The organism is Stenotrophomonas sp. CFBP8980 (assembly GCF_034046095.1).
In the GTDB taxonomy this organism is placed as follows: Bacteria; Pseudomonadota; Gammaproteobacteria; order Xanthomonadales; family Xanthomonadaceae; genus Stenotrophomonas; species Stenotrophomonas lacuserhaii.
Window position 1 is genome coordinate 64,696 of the sequence record NZ_JAXCXF010000004.1, and the last position, 25,901, is coordinate 90,596.

Annotated in this window: 25 protein-coding genes and 1 pseudogene; 18 read left to right on the forward strand and 8 right to left on the reverse strand. The window is 67.9% G+C overall.

Annotated features, from left to right (window positions below; translation table 11 throughout):
• The first annotated feature begins 3 nt into the window (after positions 1 to 3).
• The 12 genes from SOM47_RS10475 (at position 4) to SOM47_RS10530 (ending at position 10,703) form a co-directional block, all read left to right on the forward strand.
• Entirely contained in the window at positions 4 to 375 is a 372-nt protein-coding gene (locus SOM47_RS10475) for a response regulator (protein ID WP_057507695.1), read from the forward strand.
• Between the two features lies 1 nt (position 376).
• Positions 377 to 1,855: a sigma-54 dependent transcriptional regulator gene (locus tag SOM47_RS10480; protein ID WP_320505506.1), complete on the forward strand. Its 1,479-nt coding sequence runs from the start codon at positions 377 to 379 to the stop codon at positions 1,853 to 1,855.
• 225 nt (positions 1,856 to 2,080) lie between these two features.
• Positions 2,081 to 2,518: a hypothetical protein gene (locus SOM47_RS10485; protein ID WP_320505507.1), complete on the forward strand. Its 438-nt coding sequence runs from the start codon at positions 2,081 to 2,083 to the stop codon at positions 2,516 to 2,518.
• Between the two features lie 146 nt (positions 2,519 to 2,664).
• Positions 2,665 to 3,033: a flagellar hook-basal body complex protein FliE gene (fliE, locus tag SOM47_RS10490; RefSeq protein WP_182657657.1), complete on the forward strand. Its 369-nt coding sequence runs from the start codon at positions 2,665 to 2,667 to the stop codon at positions 3,031 to 3,033.
• Between the two features lie 12 nt (positions 3,034 to 3,045).
• Positions 3,046 to 4,686, forward strand: coding sequence for a flagellar basal-body MS-ring/collar protein FliF (fliF, locus tag SOM47_RS10495; RefSeq protein WP_320505508.1), 1,641 nt, complete (start codon positions 3,046 to 3,048; stop codon positions 4,684 to 4,686).
• Positions 4,679 to 5,680: a flagellar motor switch protein FliG gene (gene fliG / locus SOM47_RS10500; protein WP_042615421.1), complete on the forward strand. Its 1,002-nt coding sequence runs from the start codon at positions 4,679 to 4,681 to the stop codon at positions 5,678 to 5,680. The genes fliF and fliG overlap by 8 nt, the downstream gene beginning before the upstream one ends.
• On the forward strand, positions 5,677 to 6,309 hold the full coding sequence (locus tag SOM47_RS10505) for a FliH/SctL family protein (RefSeq protein WP_414715789.1): 633 nt from the start codon (positions 5,677 to 5,679) through the stop codon (positions 6,307 to 6,309). Before fliG ends, SOM47_RS10505 begins: the two co-directional genes overlap by 4 nt.
• Positions 6,306 to 7,691 carry a FliI/YscN family ATPase gene (locus tag SOM47_RS10510; RefSeq protein ID WP_057507691.1) on the forward strand — a complete coding sequence of 462 codons (1,386 nt, stop codon included), beginning with the start codon at positions 6,306 to 6,308 and terminating at the stop codon, positions 7,689 to 7,691. Before SOM47_RS10505 ends, SOM47_RS10510 begins: the two co-directional genes overlap by 4 nt.
• Positions 7,688 to 8,146 (forward strand): flagellar export protein FliJ, encoded by a 459-nt coding sequence (gene fliJ, locus SOM47_RS10515; protein WP_042615418.1) that lies wholly within the window; start codon positions 7,688 to 7,690, stop codon positions 8,144 to 8,146. The genes SOM47_RS10510 and fliJ overlap by 4 nt, the downstream gene beginning before the upstream one ends.
• The gene (locus SOM47_RS10520) at positions 8,146 to 9,234 is read left to right on the forward strand and encodes a flagellar hook-length control protein FliK (RefSeq protein ID WP_320505509.1); all 1,089 of its coding nucleotides are present in this window, start codon (positions 8,146 to 8,148) and stop codon (positions 9,232 to 9,234) included. Before fliJ ends, SOM47_RS10520 begins: the two co-directional genes overlap by 1 nt.
• A gap of 225 nt (positions 9,235 to 9,459) precedes the next feature.
• A complete protein-coding gene (locus tag SOM47_RS10525; protein WP_320505510.1) occupies positions 9,460 to 9,846 on the forward strand; it encodes a hypothetical protein in 387 nt (128 codons plus the stop codon).
• A gap of 113 nt (positions 9,847 to 9,959) precedes the next feature.
• Positions 9,960 to 10,703 carry a SapC family protein gene (locus SOM47_RS10530; RefSeq protein ID WP_191768724.1) on the forward strand — a complete coding sequence of 248 codons (744 nt, stop codon included), beginning with the start codon at positions 9,960 to 9,962 and terminating at the stop codon, positions 10,701 to 10,703.
• Between the two features lie 230 nt (positions 10,704 to 10,933).
• Here the strand turns inward: SOM47_RS10530 and SOM47_RS10535 are convergent, their stop codons facing one another.
• The 4 genes from SOM47_RS10535 to SOM47_RS10550 are packed head-to-tail and all read right to left on the reverse strand — an operon-like array spanning position 10,934 to position 14,783.
• Positions 10,934 to 11,293, reverse strand: a complete 360-nt coding sequence (locus tag SOM47_RS10535) for a DUF2894 domain-containing protein (protein WP_320505511.1) — start codon at positions 11,291 to 11,293, stop codon at positions 10,934 to 10,936.
• The gene (locus SOM47_RS10540; RefSeq protein ID WP_320505512.1) at positions 11,283 to 11,921 is read right to left on the reverse strand and encodes an OmpA family protein; all 639 of its coding nucleotides are present in this window, start codon (positions 11,919 to 11,921) and stop codon (positions 11,283 to 11,285) included. The genes SOM47_RS10535 and SOM47_RS10540 overlap by 11 nt, the downstream gene beginning before the upstream one ends.
• On the reverse strand, positions 11,918 to 14,005 hold the full coding sequence (locus SOM47_RS10545) for a hypothetical protein (protein WP_320505513.1): 2,088 nt from the start codon (positions 14,003 to 14,005) through the stop codon (positions 11,918 to 11,920). The genes SOM47_RS10540 and SOM47_RS10545 overlap by 4 nt, the downstream gene beginning before the upstream one ends.
• Positions 13,995 to 14,783: a DUF3348 family protein gene (locus SOM47_RS10550; RefSeq protein WP_080335062.1), complete on the reverse strand. Its 789-nt coding sequence runs from the start codon at positions 14,781 to 14,783 to the stop codon at positions 13,995 to 13,997. Before SOM47_RS10550 ends, SOM47_RS10545 begins: the two co-directional genes overlap by 11 nt.
• Before the next feature lie 89 nt (positions 14,784 to 14,872).
• Between SOM47_RS10550 and SOM47_RS10555 the strand changes: the two genes are divergently transcribed.
• On the forward strand, positions 14,873 to 16,402 hold the full coding sequence (locus SOM47_RS10555; RefSeq protein ID WP_192083478.1) for an MFS transporter: 1,530 nt from the start codon (positions 14,873 to 14,875) through the stop codon (positions 16,400 to 16,402).
• Between the two features lie 4 nt (positions 16,403 to 16,406).
• Entirely contained in the window at positions 16,407 to 16,967 is a 561-nt protein-coding gene (locus SOM47_RS10560) for a TetR/AcrR family transcriptional regulator (RefSeq protein WP_042612837.1), read from the forward strand.
• Between the two features lie 130 nt (positions 16,968 to 17,097).
• Here SOM47_RS10560 and SOM47_RS10565 read toward each other — a convergent pair whose 3' ends face one another.
• From SOM47_RS10565 to SOM47_RS10575, 3 genes and pseudogenes are all read right to left on the reverse strand, one after another.
• Positions 17,098 to 17,736 carry a DUF6766 family protein gene (locus tag SOM47_RS10565; protein ID WP_320505645.1) on the reverse strand — a complete coding sequence of 213 codons (639 nt, stop codon included), beginning with the start codon at positions 17,734 to 17,736 and terminating at the stop codon, positions 17,098 to 17,100.
• 120 nt (positions 17,737 to 17,856) lie between these two features.
• A pseudogene (locus SOM47_RS10570) lies at positions 17,857 to 18,060 on the reverse strand (hypothetical protein); the annotation flags it as partial.
• A gap of 27 nt (positions 18,061 to 18,087) precedes the next feature.
• Positions 18,088 to 18,582 (reverse strand): YciE/YciF ferroxidase family protein, encoded by a 495-nt coding sequence (locus tag SOM47_RS10575; protein WP_042612839.1) that lies wholly within the window; start codon positions 18,580 to 18,582, stop codon positions 18,088 to 18,090.
• A 224-nt stretch (positions 18,583 to 18,806) separates the two neighbouring features.
• Between SOM47_RS10575 and SOM47_RS10580 the strand changes: the two genes are divergently transcribed.
• The 3 genes from SOM47_RS10580 to SOM47_RS10590 are packed head-to-tail and all read left to right on the forward strand — an operon-like array spanning position 18,807 to position 22,389.
• Complete coding sequence (locus tag SOM47_RS10580; protein ID WP_080335071.1) at positions 18,807 to 18,983, forward strand: DUF3606 domain-containing protein; 177 nt, start codon at positions 18,807 to 18,809, stop codon at positions 18,981 to 18,983.
• A gap of 11 nt (positions 18,984 to 18,994) precedes the next feature.
• Complete coding sequence (gene ligD, locus SOM47_RS10585) at positions 18,995 to 21,559, forward strand: DNA ligase D (protein ID WP_320505514.1); 2,565 nt, start codon at positions 18,995 to 18,997, stop codon at positions 21,557 to 21,559.
• Between the two features lie 41 nt (positions 21,560 to 21,600).
• A complete protein-coding gene (locus tag SOM47_RS10590; protein WP_320505515.1) occupies positions 21,601 to 22,389 on the forward strand; it encodes an OBAP family protein in 789 nt (262 codons plus the stop codon).
• 87 nt (positions 22,390 to 22,476) lie between these two features.
• Here the strand turns inward: SOM47_RS10590 and SOM47_RS10595 are convergent, their stop codons facing one another.
• Positions 22,477 to 23,055, reverse strand: a complete 579-nt coding sequence (locus SOM47_RS10595) for a DUF4142 domain-containing protein (protein ID WP_320505516.1) — start codon at positions 23,053 to 23,055, stop codon at positions 22,477 to 22,479.
• A 317-nt stretch (positions 23,056 to 23,372) separates the two neighbouring features.
• Here SOM47_RS10595 and SOM47_RS10600 point away from each other — a divergent pair, with 317 nt between their 5' ends.
• On the forward strand, positions 23,373 to 25,889 hold the full coding sequence (locus tag SOM47_RS10600; RefSeq protein ID WP_320505517.1) for a heavy metal translocating P-type ATPase: 2,517 nt from the start codon (positions 23,373 to 23,375) through the stop codon (positions 25,887 to 25,889).
• Positions 25,890 to 25,901: the final 12 nt, after the last annotated feature.

Here is a 25,901-nt window from a genome sequence, read left to right on the forward strand (position 1 = left end):
GGAATGGACAAGCTCACCGTGTTGCTGGTTGATGACCACGAGGGTTTCATCAACGCCGCCATGCGCCACTTCCGCAAGGTCGACTGGCTGGCCGTGGTCGGCAGCGCCGGCAACGGACTGGAAGCCATCGAGCGCTCGGAGAGCCTGCGTCCGCAGGTGGTGCTGATGGACCTGGCGATGCCGGAAATGGGCGGCCTGCAGGCTACCCGCCTGATCAAGTCGCAGGACGATGCCCCGTACATCGTGATCGCCAGCCACTTCGACGATGCCGAACACCGCGAGCACGCGCTGCGCGCCGGCGCCGACAATTTCGTCAGCAAGCTGTCCTATATCCAGGAAGTCATGCCGATCCTGGAAGGGTTGAAGGGAAACTGAAATGAGCGAGTCACGGATCCTGCTGCTGGACAATGACGCCGTCCGCGCCGAGCACACCGTCGCCCTGCTGGAGTTCATGGATTTCAACCCGCGCTGGGTTTCCGACGCGGCGGATTTCTCCACCGGCCGCTATCGCCAGAACGACTGGATGGCGGTGATCGTCGGTGCCCTGGACGACAACGAAGCCAGCAGCGCGTTGTTCCAGTGGCTGGGCCAGAGCAGCCTGCCGCCGCCGGTGCTGTTGATCGACGGCGATGCACAGGCGTTCGCGCGCCGGCACGGCATGCATGAGGCCAACATCTGGCCGCTGGAGGCGCCGCTGCGCCACGCCCAGATGGAAGCGCTGCTGCGTCGCGCCAGCCTGAAGCGGCTGGATGCCGAACACCAGGCCGGCGCGGTGCAGGAGCAGGGCCCCACCGGCACCGGTCCAGCAGTGATCGCGCTGCGCCAGATGATCGAGCAGGTTTCGGCCTTCGACACCACCGTGCTGGTACTGGGTGAGTCCGGCACCGGCAAGGAAGTGGTGTCGCGCGCGATCCACCAGCGCTCACCGCGGCGCGACGGGCCGTTCGTTGCGATCAACTGCGGCGCGATTCCGCCGGACCTGCTGGAAAGCGAGTTGTTCGGTCACGAAAAAGGCGCGTTCACCGGTGCGCTGAGCACGCGCAAGGGCCGTTTCGAAATGGCCGAGGGCGGCACCCTGCTGCTGGATGAGATCGGGGACATGAGCCTGCCGATGCAGGTCAAGTTGCTGCGCGTGCTGCAGGAACGCAGCTTCGAGCGCGTCGGAGGCAACGAGACGATCCGCTGCAACGTGCGCGTCATCGCCGCCACCCACCGCGATCTGGAAAGCCGCATCGCCGATGGCAAGTTCCGCGAGGACCTGTTCTACCGGCTCAACGTGTTTCCGATCGACGTACCGGCGCTGCGCGAACGCATCGAAGACCTGCCGATGCTGGCCGAGAACATCGCTGGCCAGCTGGCGCGCACCGGCCGTGGCGAAGTCCGCTTCGCGCCCGAAGCGCTGCAGGCACTGACCACCTATGCCTGGCCTGGCAACGTGCGCGAACTGACCAACCTGGTCGAGCGGCTGGCCGTGCTGCATCCCGGTGGCACCGTGCGCGTGCAGGACCTGCCGGTGCGTTATCGCGCCGACCTGCCGGTGCCGGCGGTAGCGGCCGCCCCCGTGGTGGACGCCCCGGCGTCCGGCGATGACCGGCTGGACCTGCGGAGCTTCTCCTTCCATGCCCCCGGCCAGGGCCACGCCCCGCCGGCACCGCCGGCCGGCCTGCCGGATGACGGGCTGGACCTGCGCAACCACATGGCGACCATCGAACTGGCGCTGATCCACGAGGCGCTGGAACGTACCCAGGGCGTGGTGGCGCATGCCGCCCAGCTGCTCGGCCTGCGTCGCACAACACTGGTGGAAAAGCTGCGCAAGTACGGTATCGAACGCGACCAGCCGGAAATGACCGGCTGACCTGCCGGACGCGACTTCCTCCTGGTAGCGCCGAGCCGCGCTCGGCGAGCGCAGCGGCGAAGGCAACGGTGTGACGACCAACGGTCGTCACCTACCCAGCGCAAAGGGCTGACGGCCGGCGGCCGTCACTACCGATAAGCGCCCACGCGCCGATTGGGGCTTTTCTTGAAGCCACGCCTCCGCTCGTGGCGCACGCTGGAAGCTCCGTCCTGCCGGAGCACCTCCATGCGTACCCTCGCCTGCATCCTGCTGGCCTCCAGCCTGCTACCTGCCCACGCCAGCCCCTACACCGCCGGGCCCGGCTGCCGCCTGCCCGAGCATGTCGACGGCCGCCGCTTCACCAATCTCAGCGACCCCATCTGGGCCCCGGACAATCCGAACGCCGGGCGCATGGTCCGCGTGGATTTCTCGGGCAACCGTTACCTGCTCAGCGTGCTCGGCACGCGCCTGCGCGTCCACGGCAGCTATACCTATCGGCGCATCGCCGACAACATGGCGGTCATCGACATGCACGAAGCCTTCCAAGCCGCCGACAGCCACTATCAGTTGATGCTGAGCTGCCACACCGACCTGCAGGGCCGCTTCGTGTTCACCCAGTTCGATGGCCCCATCGAGCCCCGACGCCGCCAGAACGGTGGCACCTGGACCCTGCAGCCGCGCTGATCGGGCACTGCCGAGGCGGAAACCCGGCGCCGGGTTTCCGTCGTCGTCTTCCCGGATGGCAGCTGAACCACTCATCGATTCCGGCACGACACTTGCATGAGCCTCGGGGCAAGCCCCCCCGTTCCCGCTCCATGGAATCGCGCCACATGACCCACTCCGTCACCTCGATCCTTTCGCAGATCCGCAGCTTCCAGACCCAGGCCTCGCAGCCTCTGGCCAGCCCGCTGGGGGAGATGCCGCGTACCAATGCGATCCCGACCGGAGCCCCGGGCACCATCGGCGCGCCCGCGCCGGCCAGTTTCAGCGACACCCTGCGTGGCGCCCTGTCCGGGGTAAACGAGGCACAGGCCAAGTCCGGCGCCCTCGCCCGCGACTTCGAACTCGGCGTCCCGGGCGCAGACCTTGCCAAGGTCATGGTCGCTTCGCAGCAGTCCCAGATCGCCTTCCGCGCCACCGTGGAAGTCCGCAACCGTCTCGTCCAGGCTTACCAGGACGTGATGAACATGCCGCTGTAAGGATCACCTGCGATGGCTTTGACCCTTTCCAAGGAAGCACTGAACGGCGAAAAGGCCGGGCAGTGGTTTGATCGCCTGCAGAGCCTGCAGATCGCCCGCCGCCTGGGCCTGATGGCGATGATCGCAGTGGCCGTGGCCGCCGGCCTGGCCGTGTTCTTCTGGTCGCAGAAGCCGGGCATGGTGCCGCTGTACACCGGCCTGGACCAGAAGGCGACCGCCGAGGCGACCGACCTGCTGCGTGCCGCACAGATTCCGTTCGAACTGGACGCGGCCACCGGCGGCATCACCGTGCCGGAGAAGAACCTGCACGATGCGCGCCTGAAGTTGGCCAGCTCCGGCCTGACCGACAGCGGCCGGCTCGGCTTCGAACTGATGGAGCGCGACCCGGGCTTTGGTGTCAGCCAGTTCGTGGAAAGCGCGCGCTACCAGCACTCGCTGGAAACCGAACTGTCGCGCACCATCAACACGCTGCGCCCGGTGCGCGATTCCCGCGTCCACCTGGCCATTCCCAAGCCCAGCGCGTTCACCCGCCAGCGCGACGTGGCCAGTGCCTCGGTGGTGCTTGAACTGCGTGGTGGCCAGCAGCTGGAGCGCGGCCAGGTCGATGCCATCGTGCACATGGTGGCCGCCAGCATCCCGGATCTGACCCCAGAGCGGGTCACCGTGGTCGACCAGAGCGGCCGCATGCTCAGCGTTTCCGATCCGAACAGCGAAGCGGCGCTCAGTGCCGCCCAGTTCGAACAGGTGCGCCGCCAGGAAACCTCGTTCAACCAGCGCATCCGCGAACTGCTGGAACCGATGACCGGCCCCGGCCGGGTCAAGCCGGAAGTGACCGTGGCGATGGACTTCTCCACCACCGAAGAGGCGCGCGAGCTGTACAACGGCGAGCCGGCCAAGGTACGCAGCGAACAGACCAGCGAGAACTCCACCAGCACCGCCGGCCCGCAGGGTGTGCCGGGGGCGGCCAGCAATGCCCCGCCCGGCCAGCCGGCGCCGGCGGCCACCGCGGCCGCACCGACGGAGACCTCGCGCAATGCCACGCGCAACTACGAACTGGACCGCACCCTGCAGCACACCCGGCAGCCGGGTGGCCGCATCGAACGCGTTTCGGTGGCGGTATTGCTGGACAACGTGCCGCGCCCCGGCGCCAACGGCAAGATGACCGAACAGGCGCTGTCGGCGGCCGAACTGACCCGCATCGAAGGCTTGGTCAAGCAGGCGGTCGGCTTCAACGCCGAGCGCGGCGACACCGTGTCGGTGATGAATGCCCCGTTCGTGCGCGAAGTGACCCCGGTGGAAGGCCCGAACTGGTGGGAACTGCCGTGGGTGCAGGATGGACTGCGCCTGCTGCTGGGCGCCATCGTGGTGCTGGCGCTGCTGTTCGGCGTGCTGCGCCCCGCCCTGCGTGCGATCAGCGGCAACGGTCCGAAGCCGGCGCAGCTCGGCCAGGATCCGCTCACCGCCGATGTGCAGCTGGTGGACGATGACATGGACCTGCCGGCCCTGGAGCGCGACCGCGCCAGCCTGGGCGGCGTACCGCTGGCACTGCCAGTGGACTCTTACGAAGAACGACTGCGGATGGCGCGCGAATCTGTGAAGACCGACTCCAAGCGGGTGGCCCAGGTGGTCAAGGGCTGGGTGGCCCATGAGTGAGGCCCAGCTCAACGGCGTGCAGCGCGCCGCCATCCTGTTGCTGTCGCTCGGCGAACAGGAGGCAGCCGACGTGCTGCGCCACATGGAGCCGAAGGAGGTGCAGAAGATCGGCATCGCCATGGCGACCATGAGCAACGTCACCCGCGAACAGGTCGAAGGGGTGATGGACAGCTTCAACAACGAACTGATGTCCAAGACCTCGCTGGGCGTGGGCTCGGACGACTACATCCGCAACATGCTGGTGCAGGCGCTGGGCAGCGAGAAGGCCAACAGCCTGATCGACCGCATCCTTCTCGGCCGCAACACCACCGGACTGGACGCGCTGAAGTGGATGGATCCGCGCGCAGTGGCCGACCTGGTGCGCAACGAACACCCGCAGATCATCGCCATCGTGATGGCCCACCTGGAAACCGACCAGGCCGCCGACGCGTTGAAGCTGCTGCCCGAGCGCACCCGCGTGGACGTGCTGCTGCGCATCGCCACGCTCGACGGCATCCCGCCGAACGCGCTGAACGAGTTGAACGAAATCATGGAACGCCAGTTCGCCGGCAACCAGAACCTGAAGTCGTCCAACATCGGCGGCGTGCAGGTGGCGGCCAACATCCTCAACTTCATGGACAGCGGGCAGGACCAGGTGATCCTGGGCGAGATCGCGCGCGTGGATGCCTCGCTGAGCGGCCGCATCCAGGAAATGATGTTCGTGTTCGACGACCTGGTGGACCTGGACGACCGCGAAATGCAGCTGGTGCTGCGCGAAGTCAGTGGCGAGCGGCTGGGCCTGGCCCTGCGCGGCGCCGACATCCGGGTGCGCGACAAGATAACCCGCAACATGTCCCAGCGCGCCGCGGAAATCCTGCTGGAGGACATGGAGGCACGCGGCCCGGTGCGCCTGTCCGACGTGGAAGGTGCGCAGCGCGAGATCCTGGCCATCGTCAAGCGCATGGCCGATGAAGGCACGGTTACCCTGGGCGGCAGCGCGGAGGCGATGCTGTGAACAACACCGCCATCCGCTGGAATGCCCCCGACCTGCTGGCCGCCACGCAGCTGCTGCTCGACGAGCAGGCCCTGCATGACGAACCTGAGATCGAACCCGAACCGATCCTGCAGCCGCCCACGCTGGAAGAAATCCAGGCCATCCAGGACGCGGCCGAAAAAGAAGGGTTCGCCCATGGCCATGCCGAAGGCTATGCCCAGGGGCAGGCCGAAGTGCGTCGCGTGGTCGCGCAGATGGAAGGCATCCTGGACAACTTCAGCCGGCCGCTGGTGCGGCTGGAAAACGAGGCCGTCGCCGCGCTGGGCGAACTGGCCGTGCGCATTGCCGGTACCTTGGTGGGCCGTGCGTACCAGACCGATCCGGAACTGCTGGCGCAGCTGGTCGCCGAAGGCGTGGATGCGGTCGGCACCAGCAGCCGTGATGTCGAAGTGCGCCTGCACCCGGATGACATCGCCGCATTGTCGCCCCTGCTCACCCTGTCGCCGCAGCAACGCCTGGTCCCCGACGCAGCGCTGAGTCGCGGCGACCTGCGCGTGCATGCCGAAAGCGTGCGCATCGACGGCACCCTGGAAGCCCGCCTGCGCGGCGCGCTGGACAAGGTGATGCGCCAGGTAGGGGGCCCGACATGAGCACCCTGGACCTGCCGCTGCCGCCGGAATGGACCGGTGCGCGCAACCTGCGCCTGGGCGCACGTCTGGACGCCCTGAATTTCGACACCCTGCATGGACGCGGGCTGATCCGCGAAGGCGTGCTGCGCCGCGCCGTCGGCCTGACCCTGGAAGCGGTCGGCTGCGAGGCCCCGCTCGGTGCCAGCTGCAAAGTTGAAGTGGACGGCGGCTGGGTGGATTCGGAGGTGGTCGGCTTCGCCGGCGAACGCACCTATCTGATGCCCAGCGCCGAACTGCATGGCCTGCTGCCCAACGCCCGCGTGGTGCCCTCGCTGCGGCGCGGAGGCGGCGTGGACGTGGGTGAAGGCCTGCTGGGCCGGGTCATCGACAGCGATGGCGTGCCGCTGGACGGCAAAGGTCCGATCCGTGCCGAAGGCTCGGTCGGGATGGCCGGCGTCTCGATGAATCCGCTTTCGCGCGAACCGATCACCCAGCCGCTGGACGTCGGCGTGCGCGCGATCAACGCGCTGCTGCCGATCGGGCGCGGCCAGCGCGTCGGCCTGTTCGCCGGTTCCGGCGTCGGCAAGTCCACCCTGCTCGGCATGATGACCCGCTTCACCTCGGCTGACGTGATCGTGGTCGGGCTGATCGGCGAGCGCGGTCGCGAAGTCCGTGATTTCGTCGAATCCACACTGGGCGAGGAAGGCCTGCGCCGCGCGGTGGTGGTGGCCGCCCCGGCCGACCGCCCGCCGCTGGCGCGCCTGCACGGCGCCTACCGCGCAACGGCGATTGCCGAGTGGTACCGCGACCAGGGCCTGAATGTCCTGTTGCTGATGGATTCGCTGACCCGTTTCGCCCAGGCGCAGCGTGAAATCGGCTTGTCGGTCGGCGAGCCGCCCACCACCCGCGGCTACCCGCCGTCGGTATTTGCCAAGCTGCCCGCCTTGGTGGAACGCGCCGGCAACGGCGCCAAGGGCCGCGGCTCGATCACCGCGTTCTACACCGTACTGACCGAAGGCGATGACCCGCAGGACCCCATTGCCGATGCGGCGCGCGCCATCCTGGACGGCCACATCCTGCTCTCGCGCCGGGTCGCCGACAGCGGCCTGTATCCGGCCATCGACGTGGAAGCGTCGGTCAGCCGCGTGGTCACCGAGATCGCCGACGAGCCGTGGCGCCTGCGCATCCGCAAGCTGAAGCGGCTGGTATCGGCGTACTCCTCCAACCGCGACCTGATCGCCATCGGTGCTTACCAGCGTGGCAACGACGCGGCCACCGACGAAGCACTGGAGCGCTGGCCGGAGATCGTCGAATTCCTCGGCCAGGACGTGGCCAAGGCCGCCGACCTTCCCCACAGCCAGGCCGCATTGAAGCGCCTGGTGGAACCGGAGAATCCCGCATGATGCAATCCAAGCGCATCGACCCGCTGCTCAAACGCGCGCAGGAAAAGGAAGACACCGTCGCCCGCGACCTGGCCGAGCGCCAGCGCACCCTCGACACCCATCTGTCGCGGCTGGACGAACTGCGCCGGTACGCCGAGGAGTATGCCAACGCACAGATGGCCGCCACCAGCCCGGCGCAGCTGCTTAACCGGCGCGCCTTCCTGGACCGGCTGGACAGCGCGGTCAGCCAGCAGAGCCAGACCGTGGACAGCAACCGCGAAAAGGTGGAAGCCGAGCGCGCGCGCCTGCTGCTGGCCAGCCGTGACAAACAGGTGCTCGAGCAGCTTGCAGCAAGCTATCGCGCGCAGGAGCAGCAGGTCATTGAAAAACGCACCCAGCGCGAGATGGATGATCTCGGCGCCCGCCGCGTACGCCTGTTGCAGGCCGGCGACGGCGAATCCGGCGGCCAGTCATGATGGCATCTCCCCTCGCAAGCGGTGTGGCCGCCGGCGCAGGTAACGGCACGTCCGCACGCACGGCGTCTGCTGGCAGCGAAGCGCCCGACAACGGGTTCGACCGCCTGCTGAAGGGTGGTGAGCGCAGCAAGCCCTCCGCCCCGCCAGCCGCGCAGTCCACCGATGCAGCCCCGCCCCGGAAGGATGCGCAGGCACCTGGCGAGCACGCAGACGCGGCCGTCGCCGACCCTGCCGCCGAGGCAACCCCGGCCAGCCCGGCTGCACCTGCCGACAACGCCGATACCGAAACATCCGACGAGGTGGCCGCCGCGTGGCCCCCGCCCGGACTGGCCGGCCTGCTCCTGTCCGCCGCACCGGTGGCACCGGAAACGGCGCCGACTTCGGCTACCCCAGCGACAAACGGCGCCCCGGCATCGGTTCCCGCCTCGGCATTGCCTGCACTGGCGAACGCCGGCGCGGCCGCCGCCGCGGGCGGCATCGCACTGGTGCCGGACGGCCCTGCAGCGGACGCATTGCCGGCCGACATCGAGGCAGCGCTGGCCGCGCTGAGCGCCGAACCGGGCGAAGCCAACGACGAAGCCGCCCCGGCCCCGCTGCTGCACGCCCCCGGTGCACTGCAAGCCACCCGTTCGGCCGCTGATATCACCCTGGCGCGGGCGCTTGACCCGACCCCCACCCCGGTTTTCGGGCAGGAAGGCTTCGATGAAGCCATCAGCGCACGCGTCGGCTGGCTGGCCGAACAGAAGATCGGCCACGCCCACATCCGCATCAGCCCCGACGACATGGGCACGATCGACGTGCGCCTGCAGATGGACGGCGACAAGGTCCACGCCAGCTTCAGCAGCCCGCACGTCGAGGTGCGCCATGCGCTGGAAAGCAGCCTGCCGCGGCTGCGTGAACTGCTCGGCGAGCAGGGTTTCCAGCTCGCCCATGCCGATGTCGGCCAGCAACAGCAGGGCGATTCCGGCCAGTCCCCGCGTGGCGGCAGCTTCCCCGCCAGCGGCGATGGCGAACCCGGCACGGCCGAGGTGACGCTCTCCAGCGCCCAGTTGATCCGCCAGCGGGGGCTGCTGGACGTACACGCGTGACGGTTTGCCGCCGCCAATAAACCGTCAGGCTTGGTCGCGAACGGCTGAGCCCCTCGTGGTGGGTCGCGACGAGCCTCTCCTGGATTGGGCCGGGCGGTGGGGCTGGTCGGGGGACGGCAAGAGCCGCTCCTGCGGGCCTCGTTTCGCGCCATCCATGGCGCTCAACGCCCCCGCCCAGCCCCACCGCCCGACCCCCTGACAGGTTCCGGTGACGCCACCCTTGGGATGAGAAAAGCGCTGGCGCCCGCGACCGGAAAAACAGCACTTTTCGTTCGAAAAGACTGGATTAAAGTGATGCCTCACGATAAAGTGCGCGGCCGTTTTCCGCTCTACTTCCGCATGCGCGACGACAAAGACCCTGGCACGTTCGAACTGGCGCTTCCGCGCAAGCGGGGCAGGCCGCCGAAATTCGGGTACGCGATGAGCGATGCGCAGCGTGCTGCGCGCTATCGTGCGCGCCGCGCGGGCCAGGCCAACCATGCCGATGTGCGCAAATGCTCGGACATGGTGCTGCTGGACAAGATCCGTGGTGCGATCAGGGGCAAGGATCCGGAGCTGACCGGCTTCCTGGTGCACGTACTGTGGCAGCGTTATCCGCTGCAGCTCAAGTAAGGCGGATACGGCGGGGTGGTGATTGCCACGTGGCTTGTTGATAATGCGGGCTTCATGTTCCACCCGCATTCGCGCCCGGGATGGCTGGCGCGTTAAGTAGAGATGGCTTTCTGATGACCACCGGCAACGACACCGCGCCTGCAGCAGGCTCCCCTTTGTTCTACAGCCGCCCGGTGCCGCTGCAGTCGGATATCCACGGCGACCTGCGCATCCTGCCGGGCAAGCTGGGTTTCGCTGCCAAGACCAATGCGATTCCGTTGATCGTCAACGAATTCTCGTTGGCACTGCACCATTTCCCGATCCTGTTCGCCGGCCCGGAAGCGGTCCCGATGGCCGCCCTCGGCGTGACCGAGGACAACCTGTTCGTCACTGACGGCCAGTGGGAGCCGGACACCTACGTGCCGGCCTATGTGCGCCGCCATCCCTTCATCTTCATCGATACCGACGGCAGCCAGAACTACGTGCTGGGCTTCGACGAGGGCACTGAGCGCATCGTCAAGGGCGGAACCGAAGGCGAGGCGTTGTTCGTGGACGGCAAGCCGAGCGAACTGCTGCAGCAGGCCATGGAATTCTGCGGCCGCTTCACCGCCGACCACAACCATACCCAGGCGTTCTCCAAGGCACTGATCGAGCAGGACCTGCTGGTGATGCGCAACGCCAACGTGCGCCTGCCCAATGGCCGCGAACTGACCCTGCAGGGCTTCAACGTGGTGGACGTGGAGAAGTTCCAGAAGCTGCCCGACGACGTGGTGCTGGCATGGCACCGCAATGGCTGGCTGGGCCTGGTGCACCAGCACCTGATGTCGCTGTCGCGTTTCGGTGATCTGACCCGCAAGCAGGCCCAGCGCGACGCCTGATCGCGTGGTTCGTGGTAGCGCCGAGCCATGCTCGGCGTTCCTGCCACGCTGGTGACGGAGGCTTTCCGCCGAGCATGGCTCGGCGCTACCGTCCATCCGTCTCCGTCTCCGTCTCCGTCTCCGAGATCTGGTAGTGCCGACTTCAGTCGGCACCTGGCGCGATCGCGACAGAGGCTTTCCGCCGAGCATGGCTATGCCGCTCGTCCTGACCGGCACCCTACGGGCCGTCGCTACCGGGCCTTCGGTTTGCGTTTGCGCGTCGCTGCGGTCGCTGCCGGCGTTGGCTGGGGCCGCTGTTCCAGCCATGCCAGCGTGTCGGCGTAGGCAATGAAATGCCGCAGGTATTCCGGTGACAGGGCCTGCATCGCGCCAAGCATGCGATGTACCAGCACGGTCGAATTCAACGGGCCGCCCTCGGCAGGCGTCTGCTCCAGCGCAATACGCAGGCGGCTTTCGGCATGCAGCTGCTGCCAGGCATCGCGCATCGGCTGCAGCGCCGGCAACTGCGGATAGTGCTGCAGCGAGACCGAGCCCGCCTCCAGCTGGCGCACCAGTCCGGCCAGCCCTGTACCGGTGCGCTCATCGCGCATCGTCGGCATCCTTCGCGCCCGGACGCGGCATCGGCGCGATTTCCACGCGGCGGTTGCGCGCCCGTCCGGCTGCATCGGCGTTGGAGCTCACCGGCTGCTCGGCACCGAACGCGGCGGCGAATACGGAAGACGAAGGCAGGCCCTCGGCGATCAAGGTGCGCGTCACGGTCAGCGATCGCTGGGCGGACAGTTCCCAGTTGTCGGCGAACTGCCGGTTGTGCGCGTGCACCGGCTGGTCATCGGTGAAACCGCTGACCATCAGGATGTCCTGGCGTTGCGCCAACCATCCCTTCAACGGGCCGGCCAGGCTGCGCAGCACCTCGCGTCCCTCCGGCTGCAACTGGTCGGAATTCAGCGCGAACAGGACATTGCCGCTGATGCCGATGCGGCCATCCACCAGCGTGACCCGGCCGCCCGCCAGCGGTCCGGCCAAGGCCTGTTCCAGTGTCTGCTCGGCGGCCTGGCGCTGCCTGGTTTCCGCATCCAGTCGCCCGCTCAGCTCCAGCTGCATGGCCACCACGCCCACCAAGATCAGCACGAAAGCGCCCAGCAGCACCGACATCAGGTCACCGAACGCGGCCCAGATGGGCGTGCCGCTGTCGCCATCCAGTTCGTCGTGACCGCTCATGCGTTCCCTGCCGACGTGCGGCCATTACCGAGCTGGCGCAGCTCTTCGGTGATCTGCTTCTGCGACAGCAGGCTCAGGTCCACCACTTCGCGCGCCTGCGCCACGTAGTAGGCCAGTTGCTCATCGCTGCGTGCCAGCGAAGCGTCGAGGGCGCCGGCCAGCTGTTCCAGATGGGTTGACAGGCTGCTGCTGGTCGCGGTGAACGCGGTCACTGCGCCTTCCAGTCCGGCGGCCAGTTCGCGGCTGCCGGTGGCCGCATCGGCAACGCTGCCCACCAGCTCCTGCAGGGTGCCCGCCTGGGCGTCAACCTGTTCGGCGAAGCGCTCGCCGGTGTGCTGCATCAGCCCCGCGGCGTTTTCGATCAGCTGGTCCACTGCGGTCCGCTGTGCACTGGACGTGGCCTGGATCGACTCCATCAAGCTGCCGACCGTACCCAGCAACTGGGCGCGCTCTTCAAGCATTGATGTATCGCGCACCAGGCTGTCGGACAGGCGCTGGCGGAGCTCGGCGACCACTTCGGCGGCGGCGCGTGGCGCTTCGCTGGCGACATCCAGCAGGCGGGCGATTTCGGCGATGGTGGCGGCGGACTGTCGGCGCGCCTCTTCGCCGATGCTGCTGGCGGTCTGCTGCAGCGTTTCGCTGATGTGCTGCTGCTGTGCGGTGGCCCGTTCGCTGTGCGTGGCCCACTGCGCACCGGCCTGTTCGGCCAGCGCGGTGAAGGCCTGCGACCACTGCTGCAGGCGCGCCTGGTCGTCTTGTCCGCTTCGCTCCAGCAAGGCGTGGTGCGTGTTCTGCAGCTGGGTCACCAGCTCGTGCGCATGGGCTTGCTGCGCCTCCAGTGCCGCCGCCCGCGCCAGCGCGTCGCGTTCGCTCGCCGCGCTGGCCGCGGCCTGCTGCTGCTCCGCCAGCGTGGTCCAGTGGGCGCCCAGCTGCTCGACCTGCCCGCGCAGGCGGCCATCGAGTTCGCCCAGCAGTCGATCAGTGCCGTCCTGCTGGCTGGCGATGACGTTGGACAGCGCGCTGCCAAGTGCGGTGACAAGCGCGGCATTGGCCGCCTGCTGCGCGTCGAGCGCTCCGTCGAACTGCGCGCGCAGGTCGCTGGATACCACCTGCGTCGATGCCTGCAGCGCATCAAGCTGGCGCTGCACCGCGTCGGTCACGCTGGCCTGGGTGCGCGCGGCGGTAGCCTCGATGTTTCCCAGTGCATCACGCAGCAGCGGTTGCAGCGTGGTGCCGATGGCTTCACTTCCGGTGTGCACGCCGCGCTGCAGGGACTGCTCCAGTTGCGCGGCCAGGCGCTCCTGCGCGGCGTCATGCCGGGCGATGAATGCCTCCTGGCGTGCCTCCAGCTGTGCATGGCTGGCCGCAGCTGCCTGCTGCACGCCGTCCACCATCTGCTGCAACTGCTGCACCAGGGCGGGCAGTACGGCCGCCTGGGCCTGCATCAGGCGCAGGCCTTCCGAACGCTGCCATGCCGGGCCATGCACCGACAGGTCCGTGCGGATGTGCTGGTCAAGCACCTGCACGGCGGCCAGGCGCTCACGCCGCAGCAAGGCCGATAGCAGGCCGAGCATGGCCGATGCCGCGACACCGGCGATGGAGGTGCCGAACGCTACGGCCAGTCCTTCCACCGGCGATGCCAGCGAGCCGCGGATGGCCTGCAGGTCGGTCGCGCTCTGCAGGGCCATGCCGGTGCCGCGCAGCGTCGCCATCATGCCCAGCAGCGTCCCGAGCATGCCCAACAGTACCAGCAGGCCGACCAGATACGGGGTGAGCGCGGGGCCGGGCAGGGCGGTCCGGTTGCCTTCCACGCGCAGCCGCACTGGCCCGCGCAGGGGAGATGGCACCCGCTTCAGCCAGTCATCCAGGTCTTCCCGGTCATCCCCGTTGCGGGTGGCGCCAAGCAGTGCGTCGGTCGCGCGGCGGAACTGCAGCAGCTCCCACCCGCCAACGCAGTAGCACGCGGCGATGAGCAGTGCGACGGCGGCGCCGAGCGTGTTGTGGCCGATGTAGCCGATCCCGATCCAGACGGCAGCGGCAAGTCCGAGGAGGAAAACGATCAGGTGCAGTACGTTACGCAGCATGGGGCGGTGCTCGGTGCGGATGGACGGCGGCGGACAGCCCGTCGATCGGGTGGAAACGGAGGTCGAGTTCGGCCAGCAGCAGGTCGCGCACGGTATCGCGCAGCGCGGGCGGCCAGGACGGCTCGGGCAGGGAGTCGGGCATCACGGCAGGCGATGTGGCGTCCGGGTTCGCGGAAGTGGCATCTGCGGTCGCGATGGCGGGCAGGCAGCCGGCCAGGTGGGCGGGCAGGCGGCTGAGCAGCCGGTACTCCCGCGGGGCCAGCACCTGCTCCATCACGGCATCGATCTCGGCCAGGCGTGCGCCTTGCTCGCCGGTCCGCGCCAGCACGTCGCGCAGGCGACCGCGAAGGCGGCCGGTGCTGGTCAGTTGGGCGCGCTGGAGCGCGGCGTGCCGCCGCTCGAGTTCGGCCGGCCCCATCGGCTGCAGCAGGGCGGTCACCAGCGCGTGGATGGCCTCGGCGTGGGCGCTGCGCGAACGCGCGCATTCTTCGACAAGGCGGTCAGCGTCGGTGTCCACCGGCGGCTCCGGGAGATCAGGAAGGCTGCCATCCAGCGCCCGTGCGAGGGCGACGGCGCGGTTCCAGTCGACCCAGCCGCCCAGCGCCGCAGGCAGCGCGGGGCTGTCTGGTGTACCGGAATGATGATCAAGCCGCTGCAGTGCGCGGATCAGGGGCGGCCCGGCAACGGGCGGCCGAGGTGACGGTTTCGCCATTGTCAGGAGGCCAAAAGACGCGATTTTACACGCTTGCCGGCGCGGCTGCCTGCGCCGGACCGCCATCCGCCACGTGAACGGCCGTTGCTTCACTCGACATAACTGTACAGGACGTCCGGTATAGTTACGTCCATCCCGCAAGCGTGCCTATCGTCATGTCGTTGACTGCCCCCGCTCCTTCCACGTCCGCATTGTCTCCCGCACGCCGCTGGAGCCTGCTGTTCACCGTAGCGGCCGGCCTGTTGCTGGTCACCTTGGACAATTCGGTGCTGTACACCGCGCTGCCGACGCTGGCCAGCGAGCTGCATGCCAGCGACAGCCAGCAGCTGTGGATCATCAATGCCTATCCGCTGGTGATGGCCGGCCTGCTGCTGGGCGCTGGCACCCTGGGCGATCGCATCGGTCATCGGCGGATGTTCCTTGTGGGATTATCTGCGTTCGGCGCGGCGTCACTGGCGGCGGCGTTCTCGCAGTCCGCTGGCCAGTTGATCGGCGCGCGCGCCGCACTGGCGGTTGGTGCCGCCGCGATGATGCCTGCGACCCTCGCACTGATCGGGCTGACCTTCCATGAAGAACGGGAGCGCAACATCGCCATCGCCATCTGGGGTTCAGTGGCGATCATCGGCGCCGCGCTGGGCCCGATCATCGGCGGACTCCTGCTGGCGCGTTTCTGGTGGGGATCCGTTTTCCTGGTCAACGTGCCGGTGGTGGTGCTGGCCTTCATCGCCACGTTCGCACTGGCGCCGAAGGGCGTGCCTGACGGCAGCCGTCGCTGGGATTTCGTCTCTTCCCTGCTCGCACTGGCGGCATTGTCCGGGCTGGTGCTGGGGATCAAATCGGTGATTGCCGCGCCGCCGGCGTGGGTCACGGCCGCCATCGCGGCCAGCGTGGCCTCGATCGCTGCCGCCGCCTTCGTGCGCCGCCAGCGCGTGCTGCCGTATCCGCTGCTGGACGTTGCCATCTTCCGTAATCCGGCCTTCCTCTCCGGCACGCTGGCGGCGGTGTTCACCTTGTTCGCGCTCGCCGGACTGCAGCTGGTGACCACCCAGCGCTTCCAGCTGATCGCCGGATTCACCCCGCTCCAGGCGGGCCTGCTGGTCTCGGTGGCGGCGGTGGGCAGCCTGCCGAGCGCGCTGTTCGGCGGGATGTTCCTGCATCGGGTCGGCCTGCGACCATTGATCAGTGGCGGCTTGGCGTGTGGCGCCTTGGGCGTGGCGGTGGTCGCATTGGGATTCGCCCACGGACTGGGATGGGCCATCGCCGGCATGGCAGTCACCGGGGTGGGGATGGGTGCGACGATTTCCGTGGCGTCCACGGCCATCATCGGCAATGCGCCGGCCGACCGCGCCGGCATGGCCTCATCGGTGGAAGAGGTGGCCTACGAATTCGGCGGGCTGCTGGCCGTGGCGGTCCTGGGCAGCCTGGCGGCGGCGTTGTACAGCGCCTTCCTGCCCGCCGACGCTGCGTTGCCGGCGGCGGCACGCGATGGCATCGGCCAGGCGCTGCAGGCTGTGGGGACCCCCGCGCCGCAGTGGCTGGATGCGGTACATGCCGCGTATGACCGGGCGTACCGGTGGGTGCTGGCGGTCATTTCGGTGGCGCTGACCATCGGCGCGATGCTCACCGCGTTGCTGCTCCGCGGCGGGCCCGGTGGCCGCGAAGCCGCACCGGTTGCCGTACATTGAACGCATGAGAACGAGCAATAGAACCCGGATCCTCGATGCGGCCGTGCGGGTGATCAACCGCGATGGCGTACGTGCGGTGACGTTCGAATCGGTGTCCACCGAATCCGGACTGACCCGCGGCGGACTGCTGTATCACTTCCCTTCGCGTGAAGCGCTGCTGCGGGCTATCGACGAGCATCTTGTGCAGCGCTGGGAGGCTTCGATGCAGCAGCTGCTCGCGGTGCCAGCGAGCGAATCGAGCGCGATTGAACGGCACGCGGCCTACCTGCGGGTTTCGGCACAGAGCGCTACCCGCGCCGAGCTGATCTTCATGCTTGAATCGGTCGAGCCGGATACCGACGTGGCGCCCTGGAGCGAGGCCATGGCGCGCTGGGCGCCCGCGCCGCCACGGCCCGGCGAGACCGATCCGGCGGCTTGGGACAACTTCATTGCGCGGCTGGCCGCGGACGGCCTGTGGGTGTACGAGGGAATGTACAACGGCAAGATCGCCGAGGACGTGCGCGCCGGAGTCGTGCAGCGCTTGCTGGCGATGCTGCAGCCGGTGACGGCCGGGCCGGTCAGGTGACGATGCGCTCCACCAGCCCTGCTTCGCCTGGCTTCAGTGAATCAGCGTCAGGGAAGTCGAACAGGGTGAACATGTCGATGACCAGCAGGGCAGGCTGAGACGGACGCATCGGTTCGGTCCTCGCAGCCGCTCAATCGCCGGTCTGGCAGTGCGGAGCAGCCAGTGGCTTGGATTGGGGTGAGTCTTTCTGGCGCAGGAAGATGGTCAGGATCACCAGCGACAGCACGGCAAGGAACTCACTCTGCCAGTTCTGGAAGGACTCGAACCAGAAACTGCTGCTCGCCAGATGCTCCCAGCACGTAGGCGGCGGCAGGCCGCGCGCCAGCTGGTCGTCCACCTCGGCGCGCCAGCTGCCGGCCAAGTGCAGCAGGAAGCTCATCAGGAACAACAGCATGAACGCGATGGCCAGTGAGTGGCCATACAAAGTCTTCCACAGCCCGCCCTTGCGCACTGCCCACGGCGTGCGACCGGGCTCGATACGCTCGTGTTCCTCTGCATGGGAAAGCGGCCTCGACTCCGCCGACCCCTTCTGCCGCAGGCTTACCGTCAACAGGACGTACATGCCCATCTGCAGGAATTCGCTTTCCCAGTTCTCGAAGGTAGCGCTGATGAAATGACCGCTGTGGAGATAGCCCCAGAGGTTCAGCGCAGGGCGGTGGAGCTCGGCGAGCTCCTGGTTATGGTTCAGGAAGCCAGCCCATACCTGCCCTCCCAGGAAGCACAGCAGGAGAGCGAACAATACGATGGACAGGCCGTTTCGTTTCCACATGCCAATGCACCCGGTCTGGTTGATCTCACCATTGGCCACGTGCCCACCTCGACACGTGGCCAGCTCGACAGGAGGGCGGCACCGCGGTGCCGCCCCAGGTCAGGGCTCTGGATCGGGGGTCTTGCCCCAGCTGCCGGCCTGGCCGAAGTTCGGCTGCGTGCTGCCATCGCGCTCGGCCTTGCCGTCGGGCTCTCCTTCGCCGAGCTTGCCGCCCTTGCCATGGCCGCGCTGGTTGTATCCGGCGTTCTCGGTGGCGCGCTTGTCGTCGGCAGAAGGCTCTGCCTGCCCAGCGGGTTCGTGTGCCGGATCATGATCGGGTTGCATGGTGGTCTCCTGGCAGGCGGTCGGGTCTCAGGCGGCTGCAGCCTCGGCATTGCCGCCGGACTTGGCCAGCATCGTCAACTTCTCATCCGTGGCCTTTTCTTCCTCCAGCGTCTCCAGCAGCAGCGGCAGGGCATCCTTGTAGCCGAGCTGCTTGGCCAGCGCGGCGATCGTGCCGTAAGAGGCAATCTCGTAGTGCTCGACCTTCTGCGCGCCACCGATCAGGGCAGCGTCACGCACCGGGCCTTTCTCGATGCTGTCGATCACTTCCTTGCCTTCTTCCACCAGGCCCTCCATCGCGGCGCACTTGATGCGCTTCAGGCGGATGCCCAGCACCTCCACCACCTGGTCCAAGCGCTCGATCTGGCCCTGCGTTTCTTCCAGGTGGGTCTCGAACGCGGCGGCAAGATCGGGGTTGGTGGCGGCGCGTGCCAGGCGCGGCAGCGCTTTGGTCAACTGCTTTTCGGCGCTGTAGATGTCCGACAGTTCGTGGATGAAAAGGTCTTCAGCGGTTTTGATAGCCATCGAAAGCTCCGTGTTGGATTGGGTGGACAGAGATTCCGAGCCTAGGCATGCAGGTGTATGCGGGTCGTCATGCGAGCGCGAAGAGGATCGTGAGGACTGTGTGCGTGCCGCGTTTTCTTCACTTCGGGCAACGGATTTTTGTTTCCGGGTTCACGCAGCGCTCGCGTCCAGGCGACTGCAGCGGAACGATGCTCGAAGAAACTCAGCTTCCGACGGAGATCGACATGAGTGACGACAAGCAGCAGACCGGCAGCCCCGACCGCGATCGGATCAACGTCAACGAGGACTACGAGGTCCAGTACTGGACCCGGACGCTGGGCGTCAGCCGCGAAGCGCTCGAGGCGGCCGTCAAGGCGGTGGGACCGACCGCCGAGGCCGTGCGCGCGCACCTGCGTCGCTAGGCCGTCCCGGCATGTCGCTGAGCGAGTACCAGCGCAAGCGGAGCTTCGGCCGGACCCGGGAGCCGGAGCCGGGCAAGAAAGTGCCGGCCGGCCAGCGGGCCATCTTCGTCGTCCAACTGCACCATGCCAGCAGGCGCCACTATGACTTCCGCTTGCAGATCGGCGGCGTGTTGAAGAGCTGGGCGGTGCCGAAGGGACCCAGCTACGATCCGCGCGTGAAGCGGATGGCGGTGGAAGTGGAGGACCACCCGGTTGACTACGCCGGGTTCGAAGGAGAGATACCCAAGGGCGAGTACGGAGGCGGGCACGTGGCGCAGTTCGACCACGGCGTGTGGTCGACCCGCGGCGACCCGGAGGCGCAGCTGGCGAAGGGCCACCTGCGATTCGAACTGTTCGGCACCAAGCTCAAGGGCGGATGGCATCTGGTGCGCTCCGGCAAGCCGGCGCGGCAGCCACAGTGGCTGCTGTTCAAGGAGGACGATGCCTATGCCGGCGATGTCGAGGCGGACGACCTGCTGGTCGACGTAACGACGGCACCTGCGGCGGACCTCAAGCGCGCCGGTAGTGGCAAGTCCGTCAAGCGTCGGCTGACGTCGGTACCGGTGAGCGCGCGGTCGCGCCGGGGTGGGTGGTCTGGAAAGGCGCTGCGACTGACCGGGGCGCGCAAGGCCGAGGCGCCGGAAGGGCCGTTCCAGCCACAGTTGGCCAAGCTTGGCGATCATCCGCCAGCCGGAGACCAGTGGGTCCACGAAATCAAATGGGATGGCTACCGGATACTGGCTACCGTGGCCGATGGCCAGGTGCGGCTGTGGTCGCGCAATGGGTTGGACTGGACCGGGAAGTTGCCCGAGATCCGCGAGGCGGTGGCCGCGCTCGGGATGAAGTCGGCGGCGCTGGATGGTGAGCTGATCGCGGGCGGCGGCACCAAGGAGGACTTCAACCTGCTGCAGGCCACGCTGTCCGGCGAACGCCAAGGTGCGCTGTCCTATGTGCTGTTCGACCTGCTGCACCTGGACGGCGTGGATGTCACCGATGCGCCGCTTCTGCAGCGCAAGGCGTTGCTGCAGGAACTGCTGGCCGATCCACCGCCGCACCTGGCGCTGAGTTCGCACATCGCCGGCGACGGTGACGCGGCATATCGCCTGGCCGGCGAGCAGCACTTCGAAGGCATCATTTCCAAGCGCGCCGACCGCGGCTACCAGGCAGGACGTAGCGAGGACTGGCGCAAGACCAAACAGCTGGCCAGCGACGAGTTTGCCGTGGTGGGCTACATGGCGCCAAAGGGGAGCCGGACCGGATTTGGTTCGCTGCTGCTGGCGAGGCCTGACGCACGCCATGGCTGGTTGTACGCCGGTCGGGTGGGCTCGGGCTTCACCGACAGCCAGATCACCGAGCTCAGCGCGATGATGGGGCAGGGGGGGGGCAAGCAGCCAACCGCGTACGTACCGACCACCGAGACCGATTTGCGCGGGGCCACGTGGTTTCCGCCACGCTTCGTGGTGGAGGTGTTCTATCGCGGGATCGGCGGCCAGCAACTGCTGCGCCAGGCATCGCTGAAGGCGGTGAGGCCGGACAAGAACGTTTACGACCTCGCCAGCAGCGACCGTGGCCAAGGCACTGCCGCGGCCACGGCGCGACCTTCGCGGCGGCCGGCCAGCGCGTCCCGCGCCGCTGAAAGCAAAGGTCCTACGGTGGTGGCAGCACGTGCGCCGCCGACGCTGTCCAGCCCGACCAAGGTGATCTTCCCGGATATCCAGGCGACCAAGCAGGAGGTCTGGGACTACTACACCGCCGTGATGGACCACCTGCTGCCGGAAATCATCGGGCGGCCGTTGTCGATCATCCGCTGCCCCTCGGGAACCGCGAGGCCGTGTTTCTTCCAGAAGCACCACACGGCCGGCCTGGAGCGCGTGGGCTCGGTGCGGCTGAAGGAGGACACCGGCGTCAATGCGCACTACCTGGTGGTGGAAGATGCGGCCAGCGTGTTGGAGCTGGTGCAGTTCAACGCGCTGGAGTTCCATCCGTGGGGCAGCCATGCTGCCTCGCCCGATCGGGCCGATCGCGTGGTGTTCGACCTCGACCCGGGCCCGGAGGTGCCTTTTACGGAGGTCAAGAAGGCGGCCACCGACATCCGCAGGCTGCTGCAGCAGCTGGAGCTGGAATCCTTCCTGCGGGTGTCCGGCGGCAAGGGGTTGCACGTGGTGGTGCCGTTGCACCCGGGCTGCGATTGGGACCTCACCAAGCGCTTCGCGCACGGGTTCGCCGACGCGCTTGCCCGATCCGAGCCCGATCGTTTCCTGGCCACCTCAAGCAAACGCCTGCGCAACAGGCGGATCTTCGTGGACTATCTCCGCAACGGACGTGGTGCGACAGCGGTCGCGTCCTATTCGTTGCGCGGCCGGCCGGGTGCGCCGGTGGCATTGCCCATCGCCTGGAACGAGCTGTCCAGGTTGAAGCGCGCCGACAGTTTCACCCTCCGCGATGTACCTGCCCGGCTGAAACGACGTCGCAAGGATCCATGGGCTGGCATCGACACGCTCCAGCAGAACCTTTCCCGGTGGGCCCAGGACGACTGACCGCACCTGCCCGCCCTTCCATCACGCACGAGGGTTATTCCATGCGCATTGCCTTCCTCAACACTACTGCCGTGCTCGCGCTGGCCGCCTGCGGCGGGGGCACCACCTCGTCCAGTGTGCAGGCGCCCGGGGCGGAGGCGGCGCCCGCCACCAAGGCACTGGACGCGGGTGCGGCGCTGCTGCAGGACCGCCCGCCGATCGAAGCGATCAACGCCTACCTCGACGGTTTTCATTTCTACAATGGGCACCCGGCAGGGCAGATGGAAGCGCACCATTACTGCAGCATCCTCAACGAGGACGTCATCCAGTGCACCATCTACGATGGCAATGTCCGCGACGCCAAGCTGATGGGCGTGGAGTACATCATCAGCGGGGCGTTGTTCGGCAGCCTGCCCGAGCCGGAGAAGAAACTCTGGCACAGCCACGTGCACGAAGTGAAATCGGGACAGCTGGTGGCGCCCGGCATCCCCGCGCCGGCCGAACATGCGCTGATGGAGAAACTGGTAGGCACCTATGGCAAGACGTGGCACACCTGGCATACCGACCTGGACAAGGACCTGCCGCGGGGCATGCCCCAGCTGATGATGGGGTTCACCGCTGACGGCCAGATCGACCAGGCCATGCTGGCGGCGCGTGATCAGCGGATCGGCATCGACAGCGGAGAGCGCAGGGCGGCGCGCGCCGATATTCCATCGCCGCCGATCGATCCGGGTGCCGATGCCTGGCAGCGCGGCCAGGTCATCCAGATCGAAGACCCTTCCGGCAACCGCCACGCCCCGCACGCCGCACCCTCCGGCCAACCGGTGCCGCGGCCAGCGGACGCGCACTAGTTTCAGGCCATCCGGGTCGAGGGTGAGGGTGAACGCCCCCCGGCGCGCCATGTTGCTGCGCGGCGCGCACGGTGTGGGCTTGGTCGATCAGCGTCCGGTGGCGGGGGTGCCAGCCAGGCGCTCGGCCTGGGCCAGGTGATCGGCCACGTGGCCACGCGTCTGCTGCAGGAACGCGCGCACCTGGGCATCGGTTGCTGCAGGCAGGAGGCTGTCATCCAGCGTCTGCAGCGCCTTGCGATGGTCCTTCACCATGGCCTGCAGGTAAGCACTGTCGAACGCGGCTCCCTGGTGCCTGGCCAATGCGGCGGCTTCAGCCTTTGCCTCGGTGGTCCTGGCCTGCGCCGGTGCGCTGCTGCGGTCGGGCTTCCAGGCTGCCAGCATCTTTTCGTTTTCCGTGTGCGCGCGGATCATGGTCTGCGCATACTGGCGGGCAGGTTCGGTCCGGGCCCACGACAGAGCAAGCTGCCCGGCGTTGATTTCCGCCTGGTTGATTGCCGAAAGCACCCCCAGGGCCTGCTGCTGGCGCAGTTCGCCAGACGGGGCGTTGGCGGTGGACGCAGCGCTGCTCGATGGGGCGGGGGCTGCGCTGGTCTGTGCATTGGAGGCGCCGCTGGCGATGAGGCCCAGGGCGACGACGGCGGCATGAAGGGGAGTGGCGAAGGACATGGCGCGGATCTCATGGATGAGGAAGCTCGATGCTGCCGCCTGCGCTGGCAACGCGGTGAGAAGCAACTGTGTGTGGATGGCGCGCAGGTGTAGACGCACAGGTCACGCGCGCTTGACGGCTTCCCGATGGTTCAGGATGAGTGACGAAAATCGCTGCTGTGTTGCCGTCGCCGCGACGCTGGAAGCAGGAAAGCAAGCCGCCGCGCCGAGGGCGGGTGGTTCCGGAGTGCCGGGCCCGCCGGGGAGGCGCCGCCTTGACCTTCCCACGGTGGGAATCCCCAGACTGTCCCCCAACGTGAGCTTTCGAGGTATACGCCATGGCTTCGGCCGTTCTTCCAGACGCTTCCGGGCGAGGCGATCCGTCCAACGGGGCACTGAGCGTGCCGATCACGGGAATGACCTGCGCATCGTGCGCCGCACGCGTCGAGCGCGCGCTCAACGCGGTTCCCGGCGTGAGGACAGCAGTGGTCAACCTGGCTACCGAACGTGCGCAGGTCACGTTCAACGGCGTGCCCGACCCGCAGGCAGTGGCTGATGCGGTGGTCAAGGCAGGCTATGCGCTGGCGGAAGAAAGCAGCGCGCTGACGATCCACGGCATGACCTGCGCCTCCTGCGTGGGGCGGGTGGAGAAAGCCCTGCGACAGCTGCCCGGCGTGGTCCAGGCCGATGTGAACCTGGCCACCGAACGCGTCCAGGTGCGCCACCGTGCCGGGGTGGTCAGCCTCGGCCAGCTCGCCGGTGCCATCGAAAAAGCGGGCTATCGCGCGCATCCGGTGATGGATGCGCATGCCGGGGCGGAAGACCAGCAGGCCGCGCGCCGCGAGACCGAAGCGGCTGGCCTGCGTCGTTCACTGTGGCTTGCCGCGGTCCTCGGTCTGCCGGTCTTCGTGCTTGAGATGGGCTCGCACCTGGTGCCATCCGTGCATCACTGGGTAATGCATACGCTCGGCCAGCAGACCAGCTGGTACCTGCAGTTCGCATTGGCCACGCTGGTCCTGCTCGGGCCGGGGCTGCGCTTCTTCCGCGCGGGCGTGCCGGCGCTGCTGCGCGGCGGGCCGGACATGAACTCGCTGGTGTCGCTCGGTACCTCTGCAGCCTATGCCTACTCGGTGGTCGCAACGTTCGCCCCGCAGGTGCTTCCCCCCGGCACCGCGAACGTCTACTTCGAAGCTGCCGTGGTGATCGTTACGCTGATCCTGCTGGGCCGCACGCTGGAGGCGCGCGCCAAGGGACGCACTTCGCAGGCGATCAAGCGACTGATCGGACTGCAGCCGCGGACCGCGCGGATAGAGCGCGGCGGCGCCAGCGTGGAAATACCGCTGGACCAGGTGGCGGCCGGCGACGTGGTGTCGGTCCGCCCGGGTGAAAAGGTACCAGTGGACGGGGAGGTCGTCGAAGGCGCTTCCTGGGTGGACGAAAGCATGATCACCGGGGAGCCGGCGCCTGTATCCAAGGGCGTAGGTGCCGGGGTAGTGGGTGGCACCCTGAACCGGACCGGCGCGTTCCGCTTCCGCGTCACCCGGGTGGGCGCGGACACGGTGCTGGCGCAGATCATCCGCCTGGTCGAGCAGGCGCAGGGCTCCAAGCTGCCGATCCAGGCGCTGGTGGACAAGGTGACGCTGTGGTTCGTGCCTGCGGTGATGGCTGCGGCGGCGCTGACGTTCGTGGCGTGGCTGGTGTTCGGGCCTTCGCCAACGCTGACCTTCGCACTGGTCAACGCGGTGGCCGTGCTGATCATCGCCTGCCCGTGTGCGATGGGGCTGGCCACGCCGACGTCGATCATGGTGGGTACCGGCCGCGCGGCTGAACTCGGCGTACTGTTCCGGAAAGGCGAGGCACTGCAGGCCCTGCGCGATGTCAGCGTCGTGGCACTGGACAAGACCGGAACGCTGACCAAGGGCCACCCTGAACTGACCGATCTGGTGCCGGCCGCAGGCTTCGATCATGACCGGGTGCTGGCGCTGGTCGCGGCCGTGGAGTCCCGCTCGGAGCATCCGATCGCCGAGGCCATCGTGGCCGCTGCCACCCGGTACGGGCTTGCTGTCGGGGCGGCCGAAGGCTTCGATGCGACCCCGGGCTTCGGGGTCACCGCCACCGTTGACGGTCAGCAGGTGGCCGTCGGCGCGGACCGTTTCATGGCCCGGCTGGGCCTGGATGCCAGCGTGTTCCTGCCGGTTGCGCAGCGGCTGGGAGCGGAGGGCAAGAGTCCTTTGTATGCCGCGATCGACGGTCGCCTGGCGGCGATCATCGCGGTAGCCGACCCGATCCGGGACACCACCCCGGAGGCGATCAAGGCGCTGCATGCGCTCGGGCTGCGCGTGGCGATGATCACCGGCGACAATGCCGCTACCGCAGCGGCGATCGCTCGCCAGCTTGGCATCGACGACGTGGCGGCCGAAGTGCTGCCCGATGGCAAGGTGGCCGCTCTGAAGCGGTTCCGCGCCGACGGCGCACGGGTCGCCTTCGTGGGTGATGGCATCAACGATGCGCCGGCGCTGGCTGAAGCAGACGTCGGCCTGGCAATCGGCACGGGGACCGATGTGGCGATAGAGGCCGCCGACGTGGTGCTGATGGCCGGTGACCTGCGCGGGGTGGTCAACGCCATCGCACTGAGCCGGTCCACGCTGCGCAACATCAAGCAGAACCTGTTCTGGGCCTTCGCCTACAACGCCGTGCTGATCCCGGTCGCGGCCGGCGTCCTGTATCCCTTCAACGGCACGTTGATGTCACCGGTTTTCGCCGCTGCGGCGATGGCCCTTTCAAGCATCTTCGTGTTGGTGAACGCGCTGCGGCTCAAGCGCTTCCGCGCACCGCTCGCGCGTGCTCCATACTGACCGCACAGCGGG

Bases quoted from the DNA above. Each gene is read 5' to 3' on its own strand.
- SOM47_RS10555 (WP_192083478.1), top strand. From the start codon at position 14,873: ATGTCGTTGACTGCCCCCGCTCCTTCCACGTCCGCATTGTCTCCCGCA.
- ligD (WP_320505514.1), top strand. From the start codon at position 18,995: ATGTCGCTGAGCGAGTACCAGCGCAAGCGGAGCTTCGGCCGGACCCGG.
- SOM47_RS10480 (WP_320505506.1), top strand. From the start codon at position 377: ATGAGCGAGTCACGGATCCTGCTGCTGGACAATGACGCCGTCCGCGCC.
- SOM47_RS10575 (WP_042612839.1), bottom strand. From the start codon at position 18,582: ATGGCTATCAAAACCGCTGAAGACCTTTTCATCCACGAACTGTCGGAC.
- SOM47_RS10475 (WP_057507695.1), top strand. From the start codon at position 4: ATGGACAAGCTCACCGTGTTGCTGGTTGATGACCACGAGGGTTTCATC.
- SOM47_RS10520 (WP_320505509.1), top strand. From the start codon at position 8,146: ATGGCATCTCCCCTCGCAAGCGGTGTGGCCGCCGGCGCAGGTAACGGC.
- SOM47_RS10535 (WP_320505511.1), bottom strand. From the start codon at position 11,293: ATGCGCGATGAGCGCACCGGTACAGGGCTGGCCGGACTGGTGCGCCAG.
- fliF (WP_320505508.1), top strand. From the start codon at position 3,046: ATGGCTTTGACCCTTTCCAAGGAAGCACTGAACGGCGAAAAGGCCGGG.
- SOM47_RS10560 (WP_042612837.1), top strand. From the start codon at position 16,407: ATGAGAACGAGCAATAGAACCCGGATCCTCGATGCGGCCGTGCGGGTG.
- SOM47_RS10550 (WP_080335062.1), bottom strand. From the start codon at position 14,783: ATGGCGGTCCGGCGCAGGCAGCCGCGCCGGCAAGCGTGTAAAATCGCG.
- SOM47_RS10510 (WP_057507691.1), top strand. From the start codon at position 6,306: ATGAGCACCCTGGACCTGCCGCTGCCGCCGGAATGGACCGGTGCGCGC.
- SOM47_RS10595 (WP_320505516.1), bottom strand. From the start codon at position 23,055: ATGTCCTTCGCCACTCCCCTTCATGCCGCCGTCGTCGCCCTGGGCCTC.
- fliE (WP_182657657.1), top strand. From the start codon at position 2,665: ATGACCCACTCCGTCACCTCGATCCTTTCGCAGATCCGCAGCTTCCAG.
- SOM47_RS10565 (WP_320505645.1), bottom strand. From the start codon at position 17,736: ATGTGGAAACGAAACGGCCTGTCCATCGTATTGTTCGCTCTCCTGCTG.
- fliG (WP_042615421.1), top strand. From the start codon at position 4,679: ATGAGTGAGGCCCAGCTCAACGGCGTGCAGCGCGCCGCCATCCTGTTG.
- SOM47_RS10580 (WP_080335071.1), top strand. From the start codon at position 18,807: ATGAGTGACGACAAGCAGCAGACCGGCAGCCCCGACCGCGATCGGATC.
- SOM47_RS10600 (WP_320505517.1), top strand. From the start codon at position 23,373: ATGGCTTCGGCCGTTCTTCCAGACGCTTCCGGGCGAGGCGATCCGTCC.
- SOM47_RS10530 (WP_191768724.1), top strand. From the start codon at position 9,960: ATGACCACCGGCAACGACACCGCGCCTGCAGCAGGCTCCCCTTTGTTC.
- fliJ (WP_042615418.1), top strand. From the start codon at position 7,688: ATGATGCAATCCAAGCGCATCGACCCGCTGCTCAAACGCGCGCAGGAA.
- SOM47_RS10590 (WP_320505515.1), top strand. From the start codon at position 21,601: ATGCGCATTGCCTTCCTCAACACTACTGCCGTGCTCGCGCTGGCCGCC.
- SOM47_RS10485 (WP_320505507.1), top strand. From the start codon at position 2,081: ATGCGTACCCTCGCCTGCATCCTGCTGGCCTCCAGCCTGCTACCTGCC.
- SOM47_RS10525 (WP_320505510.1), top strand. From the start codon at position 9,460: ATGAGAAAAGCGCTGGCGCCCGCGACCGGAAAAACAGCACTTTTCGTT.
- SOM47_RS10540 (WP_320505512.1), bottom strand. From the start codon at position 11,921: ATGAGCGGTCACGACGAACTGGATGGCGACAGCGGCACGCCCATCTGG.
- SOM47_RS10545 (WP_320505513.1), bottom strand. From the start codon at position 14,005: ATGCTGCGTAACGTACTGCACCTGATCGTTTTCCTCCTCGGACTTGCC.